Consider the following 16,502-nt stretch of genomic DNA (forward strand, 5'->3'; position numbering starts at 1 on the left):
CAACGCTTGTCAAAGCTGTAAAAATGTAGTTAAAAAGGTGCATGCATTTCTTTAGTCATTATATTAATATTCGTTTTTTTGTAGACTTAATAGTTTTTATAGCCTATAATAATCCGTGTTATTATCAATAAACGAACATTAAGGTGGTTTTTATGTCTGAATATACGCATATTTTCAAAGGAACAGCTTTTACTAGTAAATCTGCTACTGACGTTCACATTTTAAAGGATTATTTATTTTTCATTAATGCTGACGGTATGATTGTTAAAACTATCGCTCCCGAACAACCTGATTACCAACAAATATTAATTACATATCAAAATCAAAATAACTTCCATGCATTAGCTGAAGGCCAATATTTCCTACCGGGATTTGTCGATTTGCATGTACATGCACCTCAATGGGCACAATCTGGGACAGCTTTAGACATTCCTCTTTACGATTGGTTAAACACATATACTTTCCCTATCGAATCAAAATTCTCCGATTTAGTATTTGCTCAAGAAGTTTATGAGGATTTAGTAAGCACACTACTTGCCAATGGTACAACTACATCATTATATTTTGCGACGGTTCATAAGGAGGCCAGTGTACTTTTAGCGAAAATCTGTGCTGAAAAGGGACAGCGAGGATTAGTCGGAAAAGTGGTCATGGACGATCCTGAACAGAATCCTGATTTTTATCGAGATGAAAACACAAAAACCGCATTAGAGGATACGGAAGAATTTATTTTAGCTGTAAAAAATTTAGCCAAAACGACTAAACAGGGTGTTTACCCCGTTGTCACTCCTCGCTTTATTCCAAGCTGTACAGACGGTGCCTTAAAGGGCTTAGGTGAATTAGCTGCGAAATATGATACACATATCCAATCACACTGTAGTGAAAGTGACTGGGAGCACAGCTACGTCAAAGAACGATTCAACAAAAATGATGCCGTCGCCTTACATAATTTTGGTTTGTTAGGTGAAAAATCTGTCATGGCTCATTGTAATTTCTTAAGCGATGAGGATGCCAGATTATTTGCTGAAACTGGCACTGCCATAGGTCATTGTCCAATCTCTAATGCCTATTTTGCTAACAGCGTGATTCCAATCGCCCGCTTTCATGCAATGGGCGTTGATATTGGACTAGGTTCAGATGTTTCAGGCGGATTTTCTCCAAGTCTTTTTGATAATGCAAGACAAGCTGTTATGTCATCGAGAATGCTAGAGGATGGTGTAGATACAACCATTTCTGCCGAAAAGCGTGGTGTCCCAAATTCACGCATTACAATAAATGAGGCCTTCTATCTAGCGACAGCTGGTGGTGGAGAAAGCTTAAGTCTTCCAATTGGCCGTTTACAGGAAAACTATACATGGGATGTACAAATTATCGATACAAAAATTCCTACTGCTAGGCTTCCGATTTTTGATCCAAATGAAGATTTACACGATATATTCCAAAAAATCATGTATCTTGTACGCCCAGAAAATATCCGCGAGGTATGGGTGCAAGGAAATAAAGTTCATAGGAGAGGCTAATCATTCTCTTATTCTCTAATAAAAATCTATCATTTTGAGGTGTACAACTTCGTGGAAACACAACATAGAAAACTAAATAATCAAACAAAACAAACACAATTAACCGTGTTACCAGATGAAAAAATTTCGTTCGGTCAGTCTGCTCTACTCGGTTTACAGCATGTTATGGCTATGGATGTTTATGTGGTGCCCTTTTTAATTGCCATGCTAATCGGTCTACAAACTGGTCAGGCAAGCGCCTTGATTCAATCAACCTTTATTGCAGCTGGGGTCGCGACGATTGTGCAAACACATTTTTGTATGAAATTACCGATGGCACAAGGTCCATCCTATGTTCCACTTGGTGCCATTGTTGGGATCTATGCAGCAAGTGGTAGTGGTGATTTAGGTTGGAGTACTGTGCTAGGTGCTAGTTTAATTGGAGCCATTTTGGTTATTATTTTAGGCTATACAGGTATCTTCAATAAAATTGTCCAAACATTTATTCCACCAATTGTTGGTGGAACGATTATCTTTGTGGTTGGATTGTCCTTAATGCCTGTTGGTTTAAGTGATAATATTTTTAATGGTGCAGGCGCATCCATAAATCAAAACATTTATTTAGCACTTATCTCAGCATTCGTATTAATTATTTGTGTCATGTTAGGCACAGTCTTCCATCAAAAAGGACGTCTATTCCGAATTGCTTCTGTCATCATCGCCTTAATTGCTGGTAGTATTGCAGCAAATATCATGGGTGTTTTAGATTTATCTCCTGTATCGCAAGCCAAATGGTTTAGCATGCCACAAATTCCATTTGCAGATTTTAGTTTTAGCTTTAATTTTTCTGCTATTATCACAATGGTCATTATATATATTGTCTTAATGGCTGAAACAACAGGAACATGGTTTGCCATTAGCAATGTCATCGACCAACCTTTAACAAATAAACAAATTAACCGTGGTGTTGTTGGTGAAGGAATTGGCTGCTTTATTGCTTCTTTACTTGGCTCCACTCCTGTGACAGGTTATTCAACAAATGCAGGTGTTATCTCTATTACTGGGATTGCGAGCCGTCGTGTCTTTATAGCAGCAGGTATTTGGTTTATCGTCTTCGGCTTCTCTGGTAAATTAGCAGCACTCATCTCAGCAATTCCTTCAGCTGTTATTGGTGGTGTATTTGTGATCGTCTGCGGCATAATAGCCATTAGTGGTTTACAGGTCATGAAAAATGAACATATTGGTGAAAAGGAAATGTATGTCATCGCGATTCCTGTTATTTTAACGTTAGCATTGACATTATTGCCTGATGATTTCCTGTATTCCTTACCTACAACCGTGCAGTATTTATTTGGTTCGCCTATTGCAACCGCTGCGCTCGTAGCGATTTTCCTTAATAAAATTTTACCAAGCTCAAAATAGTAGCTATCTACAACGCACAGCATCTCTAGTCCATTCGGATTGCAGGTGCTGCGTCTATTTATTTTCTAAAAATTCTGTTTCCTTTCCTATAAATCTGTTATACTAGAGTAAAAAAGTAGGGATTAAAATGGACTATGATGTCATAATAGTTGGTGCTGGCTCCATGGGAATGGCGGCTGGTTACTTTTTAGCAAAGGAAGGAAAAAATGTACTTATGCTAGATGCCTTTACTCCACCCCATGAAGAAGGTAGTCATCATGGGGATACAAGAATCATTCGCTTTGCCTATGGTGAAGGAGCTAGCTATGTACCTTTTGTAAAAAGAGCTGGCGAGCTTTGGCAAGAGCTAGAGTCTTTAGCAAATGAAAGCTTATTTTTACAAACTGGTGTAGTTAATATTGGAGAGCCAACATGTGCCTTCATTCAAAATGTGAAGGCTAGTGCTGCGCTCTATAATTTAGCGCTTGAACACTATTCACCTGCTGAAGCAATGAACAAATGGCCAGGGTTATTCTTGCCAAAAAATTTAGTTGCTTGCTTTGAACCTACAGCTGGTGTCCTTCGTGTTGAAGCATGTATCCAAGCCTATAAAAAATTAGCCTTGGAGGCGGGTGCAAGCCTTCGAACAAATGAAAAAGTATTGGCTATCCAAGCTGGTGATATTGTACAGGTACAAACAGTACATAATAGCTATAAAGCAAAGCAATTAATAGTAACGGCGGGTGCATGGGCAACAGAATTATTACAAACAGTAGACGTGAGCATACCCGTCACACCAACGCGGAAAACCTTTGCATGGTTTGAGGCAGATGAGCAGCTGTATCGTGATAAAGTTTTTCCAGCCTATTGCTTTGAATTTGCCGATTCAACCTACTACGGCTTTCCAAGTATTGATGGAGCGGGGTTAAAACTTGGACGACACGATGGGGGTGATGTGGTTAATCCAAACGACCCTCTACGACCTTTTGATGCGTCTGATGCTGTTGACTTACAAAACTTCATTGATCAGTTTATGCCTCAGCATGGAACGCTTAAATACGGAAAAACATGTAAGTATTCGATGACACCAGATGAAGATTTCATCATCGACTTTTTACCTGAACATCAGAATATTGTGATTGCTGCAGGTTTTTCTGGTCATGGCTTTAAATTTAGTAGTGCCGTTGGGGAAGCTCTTGCAGATTTAATTATAGAGGGCAAAAGTAAACAAGATTTATCTACCTTTAAACTTAGTCGATTTTAGCAAAAAAGGATCGGTACAACGGTTAGTCGTTGCACCAATCCTTTATTTTGTTAACATCGTTTGAAACTCTTGCCAATCATATAAACGTGGAAGATTTACATGCTGGTTATAAGATTGATTCTTTAAGATTACCTTAGTTGTCACATCATGAAGTGTCTCAAGTACTGCTGGTTTATCATCTACATAAATATCTAAAGCAAGCTCTTTTATAATGGCTACCTTTTCTGCATCTTGCATGCCACAAAAAAAATGACCGTCTGTTATTGGAAAGCCCTGTGCCTCCATCCAAGCTTTTGTTTGCGCACAATATTGCTTTGGACGAGATGTAATATAGTAAATGTCATGTCCCTGCTCTGCTAAAGCTTGGAGGGCTTTTAAAGCACCATCAAAAGATGGACAGTCCGTAAAATAGATCTCTTCCAATGCGCTATTCCACAAGGCAGTTCCTTCCTCATCTGTTAATCCAAATGGTTCATGAATTTCTACTCGTTGTATCGCTTGAAAGGTTTCAAAGGAAACCTTTTTGCCAAGCTTTTTATTATAAAGTGAAAAGGCATGTGCTCGTAAATCAATTAATGTGTCATCTATATCAAAGCCAAACTTCATCTAGTTTTTCGTCCTTTCACGAAGCCTTGTTTATAAAGTTAGAAGCAAATGTCTGTTCTTTTTCAATTTGTTTTGCTAATACTTCCTCAATGGCTTGCTTACGCATTTGTTGAAAATATTGTACGTTAAATTGTGCTAGTGTGTCTTTATTTAGCAATGATGCAAGACAATCTGCATCTTTTAGTGCACTATTCAGCCCAAAAGCGCCTGTTGGTGTCATTGTATGAACAGCGTCCCCTAGCAAGACAAGGCCCTTTGTCCCCCAACTATTACAATGGCTACTAAAGACATCAAGCAAAACAAAATCCTGCCAGGAAGTTATCTGTGCCTGCACTGTCTTCGTTAATTCTGGAAATGCCTCCACAAGCTGCTGGATAAAGGGTGTAAATGCTAGTTTTCGAAGCTGAGGGAAACTACCTTGCTCAATATTCCAGCCTATTTGAAGATAACCACCAACTTGTGTAAACAATGACAGCTGCTTATCATCGATGAGTGCCATTTTTATGGATGGTTCCCAATCAGCTGGCGCAGGAATTTTAGCCCACAGTAAATCAAAGCCATGCTTCTGTTTCTGAACATCAATATGTGCTTGCTTACGAATAGTAGAATAACGACCATCCGCACCGATAATTAACTGACTATCGATTTGTATAGGGTCCCCGTTTTTTATCGCCATAACGCCTCTATAATGACCAGTAGCATCCGCGATCAGCTTTGTTACCTTTGTATGTAGCAAGCATGTAAAGTTAGGGAACAGCTGTGCTTTTTGTAAAATTCCTTTTAATAAATTTGCCTGTGGTACATGAATGCCTAAATGTCCTATTGCTTCATCTGGAAGAATTGTTTTAAATGCTCTGCCACCAGCATAATACTCAAGTTTCTCCATTCGTAATATACCGAGTGCCTCGACTGCTTCGAAAAGATGGTGGCTTTTTAAAACAGCCTCCCCTTCCTCATTTAAATGCTCGCCACGAAATGCCTGACCAAGTGCTACATTTTGCTCTAATAAAATCACTGACAGCCCTTTTTTAGCAAGTAGGTAGGATAACAATGCACCAGCAGGACCTGCCCCTACTATACAGACATCTGCTTGATAGTTCACTTTTTTTCACCCTGCTTTGGATAGGCAATAATACGCAAATCCTCGCCTATTTTATCAAATGATGCAAACTCAACATTCCATGCCTCATGCATGAGAGAGGGATTATAGCCGGCAAACGGCGTTAACGATAGATTTCCACCCAAAACTTTAGGTGCTATATATACTACATATTTATCGATTGCACCTTGCTGTAAAAAGGAAGCATTCATTTTACTTCCACCTTCTAGCAAAATATCTGTTATGCCGTGTATATAAAGCTTTTCAAGCATCTCATCAATCTGTAATCCATATTCATTTTTTTGTACGGGTAAAACTGTAACACCTTTTTCTGTAAATAAATGAATTTTTTCTTGGCTTACGTCGTCACTACAAACAAGAATCGTTGGTGCATCCTCTGTATTCAAGACATTTGCATTGTCAGGTGTACGTAGAGAACTATCCATAATAATACGTGTTGGATTTTTTCCATATCCTTCTTTTAGTCTTGTTGTTAAAGAAGGATTATCAGCAATGACTGTACCCACGCCAACTAAAATTCCATCTACTTCATGACGAATATGGTGAACATCCTCACGTGCACCCTCTCCAGTTACCCATTTTGAATGTCCTGTATGCGTAGCAATTTTCCCATCTAAAGTCATAGCAAATTTTGAAATAACAAAAGGACGATGCGTAAGCATATTGTGAATAAAACGTTCATTTAAACGGCGCGCTTGTTGCTCTAAAACCCCTACTTCCACCATTATTCCAGCATCTTGTAGCAATTGGATGCCACGACCTGCTACTGCTGGATTTGGATCTTGCATAGCAATTACTACTCGACTGACACCAGATTCCTTCACTAAATTGGCACAAGGAGGTGTCTTACCATAATGTGAACAAGGCTCTAACGTTACATATAACGTAGCACCCAGTGCATGCTCTCCAGCCATTCGAAAAGCATGCACTTCAGCATGTGGTTCCCCTGCTTTTCTGTGTAAACCTGTACCTACAATCACACCGTTCTTCACGATTACAGCCCCAACAAGTGGATTAGGGTTCGTATTTCCTTTAGCACTAGCTGCTAAATCCAAAGCCAGTTGCATATACTTTTCATCTACATTCATCATCATCGCAACCTCCACCTATTGCTTTTCACGTATATGTCCAGATTTTTCAACTTTCGTTTCTAAATAAAAACGATTCGTCTCTGTCAAACCGCCCCATAAAGGAACATGCCCTTCCGCAGCCATGCCACGAGCCTGTAATGCAGCCAATTTCTTCGGATTATTTGTAATAAGTGTTACTGGTTTGGTACGCAGTGTAGCTAATACCGCAAGTGCTTCGTCATAAGAACGTGTATCATCTGGGAAGCCAAGTGCATGGTTTGCTTCAACTGTATCGAGCCCTTCCTCTTGCAATAAATAAGCAAGAGATTTAGAGAATAGTCCAATACCACGACCTTCATGATCAGCTAAATAAAATATAGCACCACAGCCATGCTCAACTATCATTTTCATAGACTCATGCAACTGGTATCCACAATCACAACGCTGGCTGCCAAATATGTCGCCTGTGTGACAAATACTATGCATTCGGATTAAAGCATCTTCTGAATGGGTAAAATCACCATATACAAGCACAGAGGATTGTTGTAAAAATGCTAAATTAGCAGCGGCTAATCCATCAATGATTTCTTCTTTAGTTAAATTCGCATCAATTTTAAGCCAGTTATACCATTGAAAAGTTGCAGAAAAATCGCCTTGTTTTACAGGTAATTTCACTGGTCCAACTAGGCAAATATTCTCTGTATTTGTATGCTTTACTAACGTCATTTTATCTTTTACTAAGTCCATCACTTTAGTTGTAATTGTCATATTAATCTCCAACCTTCTATAGAAACAGTTGGCTAAATTCACCAACTGAGCACATGTATTTTCACATCACTTACATAACGTAACTTAGTTTATAATAATAACTAAAAAGTGTCAATCGACAGCTATTACTCTTAATTATAATTATTAGCGATGATAATTTTATTATTACTTTTTCATCATATACTACTAGCTTATGGAGATGCTATTTTTTCTGTGCAGGCTAGTCTATAATAAGCTGTGGTACTGTAATGACGAAAGGAAGTTTAACATGAACTTAGAAAAAAATGTTCAACTAAAGCAACCAAAATATCAACAAATAGCCATTGATCTCGCCTCCAAGATTGTTGAAAGAAAATACAGCATTGGCGATAAAATATATGCAAGATCCTCTCTTGCCAGTCAATATAATGTTTCTGCTGAGACGGCGAGAAGAGCTATTGCCGTTTTGCAAGACTTAGAAATTGTTGAAGCTTCAAAAGGTAGTGGCGTAATTATAAAATCGTATGAAAAAGCGGCTCAATTCGTCAGACAGTTTCATGATGTACAATCGATTCATGAAATACAAAATGAGCTTTTGACAAGTATTCAAAAGCAACATCATGAATTGATTAATTTACAAGACAAGGCAAAGCAACTAATTAGCCGCACAGAGCATTACCGGTCAGTCAATCCGTTCATCCCCTATCAATTAGAAATGACAACTGATAGTCCATGCATTCATCAAACTGTACAAGCTTTAAATTTTTGGCAAAATACTTCTAGTACTATCGTTGGTATTCGACGTGGCAATGAATTATTACTATCCCCTGGTCCTTATGTCTCATTTGAAGAAGGGGACATTATTTATTTTGTTGGAAATGATGAAAGTTTCGCTAGAGTTCAAAGCTTTTTATACCCAAATTAAAATCCGTTTAAGCGCTGATATAACAGCGTTTAAGCGGGTTTTTTCTTATTTGTCGATTTGACAAAAGTAACAACCCTTTGCTACAGTAAGGTTGTTACTTGTTTATTTTTGGGTATCATTATCCTCACATAGTAATAATCTACGAAAGGAGTGCTTCTATGGAAAAAATTAAAATAGAACACGTATCGAAAGTGTTTGGCAAACATATTCCCCAAGCACTAGAACTCGTTAAGCAACAAAAAAGTAAGACTGATATCTTAAAAGAAACAGGTGCAACTGTTGGAGTATACGATGCAAGCTTTACTGTCAACGAAGGAGAAATCTTTGTTATTATGGGATTGTCAGGAAGTGGCAAATCTACGCTTATACGGCTTTTAAACCGCCTAATTGAACCAACGAGCGGAAATATATATATCGATGGAGAAAATATTTCTACCATGGGAAAAGAAAGTCTACGGTCTGTACGAAGAAACAAAATGAGCATGGTTTTCCAAAACTTCGGTTTATTCCCCCATCGTACATTACTTCAAAATACCGAATATGGCCTTGAAATTCGAGGTATTTCAAAAGAAGAACGGCAAGCAAAAGCTGAACAGGCTTTAGAAAATGCTGGATTACTCGCTTATAAAGACCAGTATCCAAATCAGTTATCAGGTGGTATGCAGCAGCGTGTTGGTTTAGCACGAGCCCTTGCTAATGATCCTGAAATATTACTAATGGATGAAGCATTTTCAGCACTTGATCCATTGATTCGCAAGGAAATGCAAGATGAGCTACTCGATCTACAACAAACATTGAAAAAAACTATTTTATTTATCACACATGATTTAAATGAAGCATTACGCATTGGGGATCGCATTGCCATTATGAAGGATGGCTCTATCATTCAGATTGGTACGGGTGAAGAAATATTAACCAACCCAGCAAATGATTATGTCAAAACATTCGTGGAAGATGTGGATCGTTCTAAAGTATTGACAGCTGAAAATGTCATGGTACGTCCAGTTTATGTCAATACAGACCTTGATGGCCCTAAAGTGGCACTAAAGCGTATGCGTCAAGAGGCTGTAAGTTTATTAATGGCTGTTGATAAAAATAGACATTTAAAAGGCTATATCACTGCAGACGATGCACTAGCTGCAGCGAAGAAACAAGAGCAAACCGTCCATTCTATTGTGCAATCAGAAGTATTAACTGTTCCACCAGATATGCTACTACAGGATATTTTAGGGATGATTTATAATTCTCCTACTCCTATTGCCGTTGTGAAAGATGGTCGCTTGCTTGGTGTACTAATTAGGGGCGTTGTCATCCAAGCACTGTCAACTAGCGATGAGGAGGCCGAATCACATGAATAACTTTTTAGATAATATTCCAACATTACCACTAGCTCCGTGGGTAGAATCAGCTATGGACTGGTTGACGAGTAATTTTTCAGCGTTCTTTAACTCTATTCAGCAATTCGGAAAACTACTCATGAATCAGGTCACTGATTTATTAATTAGTATCCCAGCCATTATTCTTATACTTCTTGTCGTGATATTTGCCTTCTTCGTTTCAGGCAAAAAGTTAGGGCTTGCTGCATTCTCATTAATTGGCTTGTTGTTTATCTATAACCAAGGATTATGGACTCATCTTATGGAAACAACCACGCTTGTGATCTTTTCCAGTATTATATCCATCATCATCGGTATTCCACTAGGTATCTTAATGTCAAAATCAACGGTAGCTGAAAACATTATTAAACCAATACTAGATTTCATGCAAACAATGCCTGGCTTTGTCTATTTAATTCCAGCCGTTGCCTTTTTTGGTATTGGTATTGTACCTGGTGTCTTTGCATCCGTTATCTTTGCTTTACCCCCAACTGTACGTATGACAAACCTCGGTATTCGTCAAGTACCAAAAGAATTAGTGGAAGCTGCAGACTCCTATGGTAGTACAGCTAGCCAAAAATTATTTAAAGTAGAAATCCCCCTTGCTAAATCAACCATTATGGCAGGGATTAACCAAACCGTTATGCTGTCACTTTCTATGGTAGTTATTGCCTCTATGATTGGGGCTCCTGGTCTAGGACGTGAAGTATTAACAGCCCTTCAACGTACTCAAGTTGGGAATGGCTTCGTTGCAGGATTAGGCTTAGTTATTTTCGCGATCATTATTGACCGTTTAACACAAAGCCTCAATAAAAAGAAAGCATTATAGAAATGTCATCTTTCTTGCTACCATCCATCCTCCGGTGGATGTCGGCAGTTTGGATACAAAATGATGAAGAGAAAGGGAGATTCGATGAAACTGAAAACACTATCAAAGTTAGGAATGGCTCTAGGTCTAGGCTTCATGCTTGCTGCATGTAGTGGAGGCGACTCAGGCTCAAGTTCTGGAAAAAACAGTGATTCTAAGGAGGTAAACCTAGCCTATGTTGAGTGGGATACGGAAATTGCCTCAACGAATGTTGTTGGGCAGGTACTCGAAGATTTAGGTTATGATGTAACATTAACTCCTCTGGATAATGCGATCATGTGGGAGGCTGTCTCGAAAGGAGAGGCTGATGGAATGGTTGCTGCTTGGCTACCACATACACATGCTTCACAATATGAAAAATATAAAGCTGATTTAGATGAGCTAGGTGAAAACCTTGCTGGTGCAAAAATTGGTTTAGTTGTACCAAGCTATATGGATGTCAATTCTATTGAAGATTTATCTAATGAAGCAGATCATACAATCACTGGTATTGAGCCAGGTGCGGGCATTACTGCTGCTACAGAAAAAGCATTAGAAGAATATGATAATTTAGCAGATTGGAACTTTATTACTTCTTCTTCTGGTGCGATGACAACTGCATTATCAAAAGCACTGAAAGATAAGGAAGAGATAATTGTCACAGGCTGGTCACCACACTGGAAATTTGCGAAATATGATCTTAAATACTTAGAAGATCCAAAGGGTGTATATGGTGGAGAAGAAACGATTAATACATTCGTACGTAAAGGCTTAAAAGAAGATTTACCAGATGTATATTCAGTACTCGATAACTTCCACTGGACAGCAGAAGATTTAGAAAGTGTTATGTTAGAAGTAATGGATGGTAAAGATCCAAAAGATGCTGCGAAAGAATGGGTTGATGCTAATCCAGATAAAGTGGCTGAATGGACAAAAGACGTAAAAAAATAATATAAAAACAGGCACTCCTGCATAAGAGGAGTGCCTGATTAATTATGATAGCAATTTCAACATGATTGCTGCTCCTAATACAAGGATAATACAAACGATGCGTCGCCAGTCCTTAGATTCATTAAAAAACAGCATACCTAGCAGTGCTCCCCCAGCTGCACCAATCCCTGTCCAGATCGCATAGGCAGTACCCATTGGTAATGTTTCCATCGCATAGGCAAGGCCTGCAAAACTTAAGGTGAATGCACCAATCAACAGTCCTAAATTTTTCATACTCTTCGTCTTATTATATTTACTAATCATATATACACCCATCATCTCACATAACCCTGCAACAACTAATGCCATCCATGCCATTATTCACTCACCTCTTGTTCCTTAGGCTCTCTTGTTACTAGCTTTAAGCCTACAACTCCTGCAAGTAACACAACAATACATATGATTTTTGCTAATTTCCACGGCTCTCCAAATAGCAAGCTATCCGCACATACAGTACCAGCTGTTCCTAATCCGACAAAGATTGCATAAACGGTCCCAACTGGTAGATGCTCACCTGCTTTAATGAGCAAATAAAAACTAATAAAAATGGCAATTGCTGTACCAATCCATTCCAGTACACTTGTTGCATGCTTTAACCCAATGACCCAGCCAACTTCAAAGCAAGCCGCTATAATGACGCTGATCCATTGTTTATTCATCATAAATCCCTCCATTTTATAAGACACGGCCGAATAATTGGATGATCCAACTACTTTTTCAGCATTCGCCAAATGACTTGATTTTAGCCAAACAAAAAAAGCCTGAAGAAACTGTCTTTAAACAGTATCTCCCAGGCTTTTATCCTTCCGTGTCACAAAATCAATTTGTGGTTTTCTCTCGGACCAGACTAGCAAGCGCTACGGAACCCTAGAAAACTTTTATTCGATTATTACTCTTAGTATAGCAAACTATTCAATGATTTTCCACTGGTACATAGCCAACCTTTTCTACCATTGCCTGCCCTTCCTCAGAAAGAATCCAATCAATCAGTTTCTGTACATTTTGATTTTCCGTTCCTGCTGTGATGGCATAAAATTCAGACACTAAAGGATATGTACCATTTTGAATATTCTCTTTTGTTGGTGCTACTCCGTCAATGGATAGTAATTTGATCTTTTTGTTACCAACCATCTCTGTAGAATAATATCTAAACGTAAAGCCCAAGGCATTTTTATAATTTCGATATTGCGACACTTCACGAATGATTCCGCCCATTCCTGATGCAACATCTTCAGTGGGTGCCTCCATGATTGGCGTATTGCCCATCAGCTTTTCTAGTGTCGTTTGGCTTCCACTATCTGCTGGGCGTTGGAAAGCACGAATGGCCTCATCCTCCCCACCCACTTCACGCCAATTAGTTATTTCTCCAGCATATATTTTTTTGACCTGCTCAAGTGTTAAATTATCGATTTTATTTTTACGATGCACAAAAAAGACAAATGCCTCTCGACCAATTGGCGTCATATCAAATGTAAGTCCTTCCTTTTCTGCCTGCCATTCTTGTGAGGTGGACGGGGCTGCCACAAAGATTAAATCAACATCTCCAGCTATTAAATTTTGATAGGCCTCTGGTGTACGACTTACTTGAACTCTACTATTATATGGAGGATATTCCCCTTTGGGATACGTAGCCTCCACAAAAGCCGCATATAAAGGGTACATGGCTGTTGCACCATCTAGTCGTGGTAATGACTCTGTCAATTGTAAGGAAGCTTTATTTTTCACTATTTCATTGCCAGGGACAAATGGCTGATAGACTGTTACATCAATTTCCGCATCAACAGTGGGAATACTCATTTTATAATAATGTTGAATCGGTTTAATGGCTGCAATCAACAGGGCGATTCCCATGACACCAAATAGCAAGCCCCTTCGTTTTTTTGTGTTGGTCCATTTAAACATACTACAAACAATCCAGACAAATAAACAAACAGGTATAGTAAAGACCAAATTAATTAAATGCAGCCCACCACTTAATGTGATCATGAATGCAACCATTAATGTCACAACGGATAAACCAATTAGTATCGATACTATTTGTATAAACTTAAGCATACAAAGACCTCCCTAGTGTAATTTTACACTCCTTATACCAATGGTACCCGAAAGATAAAGCATTCACAACTATATATTCTGAAAATTATGGTAAAATTAATTTTGTCTGGATTTAATGAATGCTTTTTGTATGAAGGTGGTATATCAACTATAGAAAAGGGATCTTTTCGAAAATCTCAAAAAATCTCGACAACCTATGCTAGGGCATAATTGATACAAGTAGGAGGGTGTACATATGGCAATTGAAAAAGTACGTCGCCATTTAGCACAATGGCATGTAGAACACAAAATACAAGAATTAGAAGAAAGCTCCGCAACAGTTGAGTTAGCAGCACAGGCGCTTGGCTGTGAGCCAGAGCGCATAGCAAAATCTTTATCTTTTCTTGTAAATGATGGAGCGATCTTAATTGTGGCTGCTGGTGACGCAAAAATCGATAATGCAAAATATAAAGCCGTATTTGGTACGAAGGCAAAGATGTTATCCAAAGATGATGTGGAGACGATGATCGGCCATGATGTCGGAGGTGTATGCCCTTTTGGTGTGAATGATGGCGTAGCCATTTATTTAGATGAATCTTTAAAACGTTTTACTACAGTATTTCCAGCGTGCGGTAGTAGTAATTCAGCCATTGAGGTAACCATTTCAGAACTTGAAACATATGCTCCCTATAAAGAATGGATTGATGTCTGTAAAGGCTGGAATGAATAAGGACCAAACGATTGGCGATACTTTTAAAAGTCTCGCCAATTCATGTTGTTGAAAAAAGATAATATCGCTAGGAGAAATAATACCTTTTGGCAAGGTAAGGATTGATTTCCGTTCCGCCAGCGTCCTTTCCAGGGGGCGTCCCATGAGCCGCTTCTCTCACTTACGTTCGCTCCAGGGTCTCATCAGTGACGCTAAATCCCCTAAGAGTGACGCTGGCTCCTCTCCAATCAACCATTCTGCAAAGTGTCTTTACTTTTTTAATAGTAGCATAGTAATAAAATCGCCCATTATCTGTATTCATAGAGGGGATAAGCTCTTATTTTCAATGTGGAGAAGTGATGAGTGACAAGAAGTGAACACCTTCACTTTATTTGAAAACCTTTGCTAAAAAGATAACACTTTTGTAGATTGGAGTGGAAGGCTACTTGACTCCCGTGGGATAGCGAGTCAGGCAAAACGCTAAACGGAGCGGAGCGAAGGAAGCGGTTCGGCACTCGCCCACAGGAAAGCAAGTAGCCTGCAACGGCAATCCATTTTCACCTTCTAAAAAAATTTTATGGGTGGTTTTGTTTTTCAGCACTATAGATTTGCTATTCCTTGTAACCAACGGCTAACCAATGTGAATCCCATTCTGTAATTTGATTGCCTACCCGACAGCTTAAACCACATGCACGATTATCAGCAACAAATGAGCCAATTAGCCACTTCTTAGCACGATATCCTTCTTTTAACTGCACTGTTATACTAGGCATCTCCACATACTGTTGGTAAATAAACAAATTATCATCATAGTGTTTGGATGTAGAAGCATTTACTCTACGCCCACTTCCTGCGTAAATTTCTACTGTATTTCCCTCACGAGAATAAACAGGCTTCTTGACATAGGGTACATCATCGCGAATAAATGGTTCTGCTGTAAGGTATGTAGGAAGCATATATTGCAAAATAGCTGCTCGTTCCTCGGAAGTAAAGAGCAATGGATCATTTCTCCGCTCCCATATTAACCATAATAAGATTTTCGATTGTAATACATAGGCAGCAGGTGGATTAATAATTGCTAGCTGTCGTTTTTTGACAAGCTCTAAAAGATGCAAGCCAATGCGATCACCATCTGCTGCCACATCATCTATTAAAAACTCTACAGGGTGTGCGGGTCTAAATAAAATATCAATTTTCTCCATTGTAGGTGTATAAAGACCTTGTGCTACCTCAGACGTGTCACTAGAAAAGATGATAAGCTCTTGTATCGGCACATACTCAATGTCAAAAGGAATACAGGACTTGATAAACTGTACCTGGCAATACTCTTCGTAGTCCTCTTTCGCTGTTTTTCCTGTGATGACAATCTTCGGCTTTTTGACATTATGTAAATATTGAATGGCAGCAAAAAGAGCGCCCGACAATGCTTTTTGTAAGGCTGTTACATCATTGGGATTTTTATAGCCAAAATGCTGACATAGTGCGTCATTCATCTTGAAGGTTTCTTGAATAAGTTGTACTGACGATATATCAAGGGAAAATATAAAAACCCCTTTTATATAAATGGTTGTATTACTTTTTCCCTTTTTAAAAAGGGATAAAATCAGACTCATGCGCTTTTTAATGACTCTACTTACTTCAATTTAACCAACCTATTTTATTCGTATAATAATATCTACGAAAACATAAAACCTCCGGTTCATTAAACCGGAGTGAGTACTGCGGAGCATTTGAGAAAGAAGTGCGGAGTTTTAAGCCAACGAATGCTGTTGCTTTGTAATAAAGTTTAATCAAAAATGCCTCACAAACCCGTATTTTACTGTAAAAAAGAAGAATCCATTTTGAAAGAAAGTCTGATTAAAATAGATTCTTCTCTTGCATATATAGTTTCCTTTTTATAAAAAAGTTTGATCA

16 protein-coding genes and 1 riboswitch are annotated in these 16,502 nt (G+C 38.6%); of the genes, 8 read left to right on the forward strand and 8 right to left on the reverse strand.

Annotated features, from left to right (window positions below):
• Positions 1-152 precede the first annotated feature (152 nt).
• From guaD to solA, 3 genes are all read left to right on the forward strand, one after another.
• Entirely contained in the window at positions 153-1,520 is a 1,368-nt protein-coding gene (gene guaD / locus HXV90_RS09230) for a guanine deaminase (protein ID WP_269898853.1), read from the forward strand.
• A 51-nt stretch (positions 1,521-1,571) separates the two neighbouring features.
• Positions 1,572-2,921, forward strand: a complete 1,350-nt coding sequence (locus HXV90_RS09235; protein ID WP_269898854.1) for a uracil-xanthine permease family protein — start codon at positions 1,572-1,574, stop codon at positions 2,919-2,921.
• 127 nt (positions 2,922-3,048) lie between these two features.
• Positions 3,049-4,164: an N-methyl-L-tryptophan oxidase gene (gene solA / locus HXV90_RS09240; protein WP_048391246.1), complete on the forward strand. Its 1,116-nt coding sequence runs from the start codon at positions 3,049-3,051 to the stop codon at positions 4,162-4,164.
• Between the two features lie 42 nt (positions 4,165-4,206).
• Here the strand turns inward: solA and HXV90_RS09245 are convergent, their stop codons facing one another.
• Genes HXV90_RS09245 through HXV90_RS09260 form a run of 4 tightly spaced genes read right to left on the reverse strand, consistent with a single transcriptional unit; the run spans position 4,207 to position 7,728 of the window.
• Positions 4,207-4,770, reverse strand: a complete 564-nt coding sequence (locus HXV90_RS09245) for a 5' nucleotidase, NT5C type (protein WP_066036621.1) — start codon at positions 4,768-4,770, stop codon at positions 4,207-4,209.
• Positions 4,771-4,786: 16 nt separating this feature from the next.
• Positions 4,787-5,872: an FAD-dependent monooxygenase gene (locus tag HXV90_RS09250; protein ID WP_112117585.1), complete on the reverse strand. Its 1,086-nt coding sequence runs from the start codon at positions 5,870-5,872 to the stop codon at positions 4,787-4,789.
• A complete protein-coding gene (gene ribD / locus HXV90_RS09255) occupies positions 5,869-6,981 on the reverse strand; it encodes a bifunctional diaminohydroxyphosphoribosylaminopyrimidine deaminase/5-amino-6-(5-phosphoribosylamino)uracil reductase RibD (protein ID WP_082148121.1) in 1,113 nt (370 codons plus the stop codon). The genes HXV90_RS09250 and ribD overlap by 4 nt, the downstream gene beginning before the upstream one ends.
• A gap of 15 nt (positions 6,982-6,996) precedes the next feature.
• A complete protein-coding gene (locus HXV90_RS09260) occupies positions 6,997-7,728 on the reverse strand; it encodes a GTP cyclohydrolase II (RefSeq protein WP_048391249.1) in 732 nt (243 codons plus the stop codon).
• A gap of 268 nt (positions 7,729-7,996) precedes the next feature.
• Between HXV90_RS09260 and HXV90_RS09265 the strand changes: the two genes are divergently transcribed.
• The 4 genes from HXV90_RS09265 (at position 7,997) to HXV90_RS09280 (ending at position 11,806) form a co-directional block, all read left to right on the forward strand.
• Positions 7,997-8,632 (forward strand): GntR family transcriptional regulator, encoded by a 636-nt coding sequence (locus HXV90_RS09265; protein WP_269898855.1) that lies wholly within the window; start codon positions 7,997-7,999, stop codon positions 8,630-8,632.
• A 158-nt stretch (positions 8,633-8,790) separates the two neighbouring features.
• On the forward strand, positions 8,791-9,990 hold the full coding sequence (locus HXV90_RS09270; RefSeq protein WP_048391251.1) for a quaternary amine ABC transporter ATP-binding protein: 1,200 nt from the start codon (positions 8,791-8,793) through the stop codon (positions 9,988-9,990).
• The gene (locus HXV90_RS09275) at positions 9,983-10,837 is read left to right on the forward strand and encodes an ABC transporter permease (RefSeq protein ID WP_048391252.1); all 855 of its coding nucleotides are present in this window, start codon (positions 9,983-9,985) and stop codon (positions 10,835-10,837) included. The genes HXV90_RS09270 and HXV90_RS09275 overlap by 8 nt, the downstream gene beginning before the upstream one ends.
• Positions 10,838-10,921: 84 nt before the next feature.
• Entirely contained in the window at positions 10,922-11,806 is an 885-nt protein-coding gene (locus HXV90_RS09280) for a glycine betaine ABC transporter substrate-binding protein (RefSeq protein WP_048391254.1), read from the forward strand.
• Positions 11,807-11,848: 42 nt separating this feature from the next.
• On the opposite strand, the gene HXV90_RS09285 is transcribed toward HXV90_RS09280, so the two are convergent.
• The 3 genes from HXV90_RS09285 to HXV90_RS09295 all read right to left on the reverse strand — a co-directional run bounded on the left by HXV90_RS09285 (position 11,849) and on the right by HXV90_RS09295 (position 13,900).
• Positions 11,849-12,163: a DMT family transporter gene (locus HXV90_RS09285; protein ID WP_016991838.1), complete on the reverse strand. Its 315-nt coding sequence runs from the start codon at positions 12,161-12,163 to the stop codon at positions 11,849-11,851.
• On the reverse strand, positions 12,163-12,504 hold the full coding sequence (locus HXV90_RS09290; protein WP_269899036.1) for a DMT family transporter: 342 nt from the start codon (positions 12,502-12,504) through the stop codon (positions 12,163-12,165). The genes HXV90_RS09285 and HXV90_RS09290 overlap by 1 nt, the downstream gene beginning before the upstream one ends.
• Before the next feature lie 126 nt (positions 12,505-12,630).
• A riboswitch (guanidine-I (ykkC/yxkD leader) is annotated at positions 12,631-12,727 on the reverse strand.
• 30 nt (positions 12,728-12,757) lie between these two features.
• A complete protein-coding gene (locus HXV90_RS09295) occupies positions 12,758-13,900 on the reverse strand; it encodes a PstS family phosphate ABC transporter substrate-binding protein (RefSeq protein WP_269898856.1) in 1,143 nt (380 codons plus the stop codon).
• A gap of 235 nt (positions 13,901-14,135) precedes the next feature.
• Between HXV90_RS09295 and HXV90_RS09300 the strand changes: the two genes are divergently transcribed.
• Complete coding sequence (locus tag HXV90_RS09300; protein ID WP_066036616.1) at positions 14,136-14,609, forward strand: YbaK/EbsC family protein; 474 nt, start codon at positions 14,136-14,138, stop codon at positions 14,607-14,609.
• A gap of 590 nt (positions 14,610-15,199) precedes the next feature.
• Here HXV90_RS09300 and HXV90_RS09305 read toward each other — a convergent pair.
• Entirely contained in the window at positions 15,200-16,081 is an 882-nt protein-coding gene (locus HXV90_RS09305) for a glutathionylspermidine synthase family protein (protein WP_269898857.1), read from the reverse strand.
• Positions 16,082-16,502 lie beyond the last annotated feature (421 nt).

It is taken from the genome of Lysinibacillus sp. JK80, assembly GCF_027557635.1.
GTDB classification, from domain to species: Bacteria; Bacillota; Bacilli; order Bacillales_A; family Planococcaceae; genus Lysinibacillus; species Lysinibacillus capsici.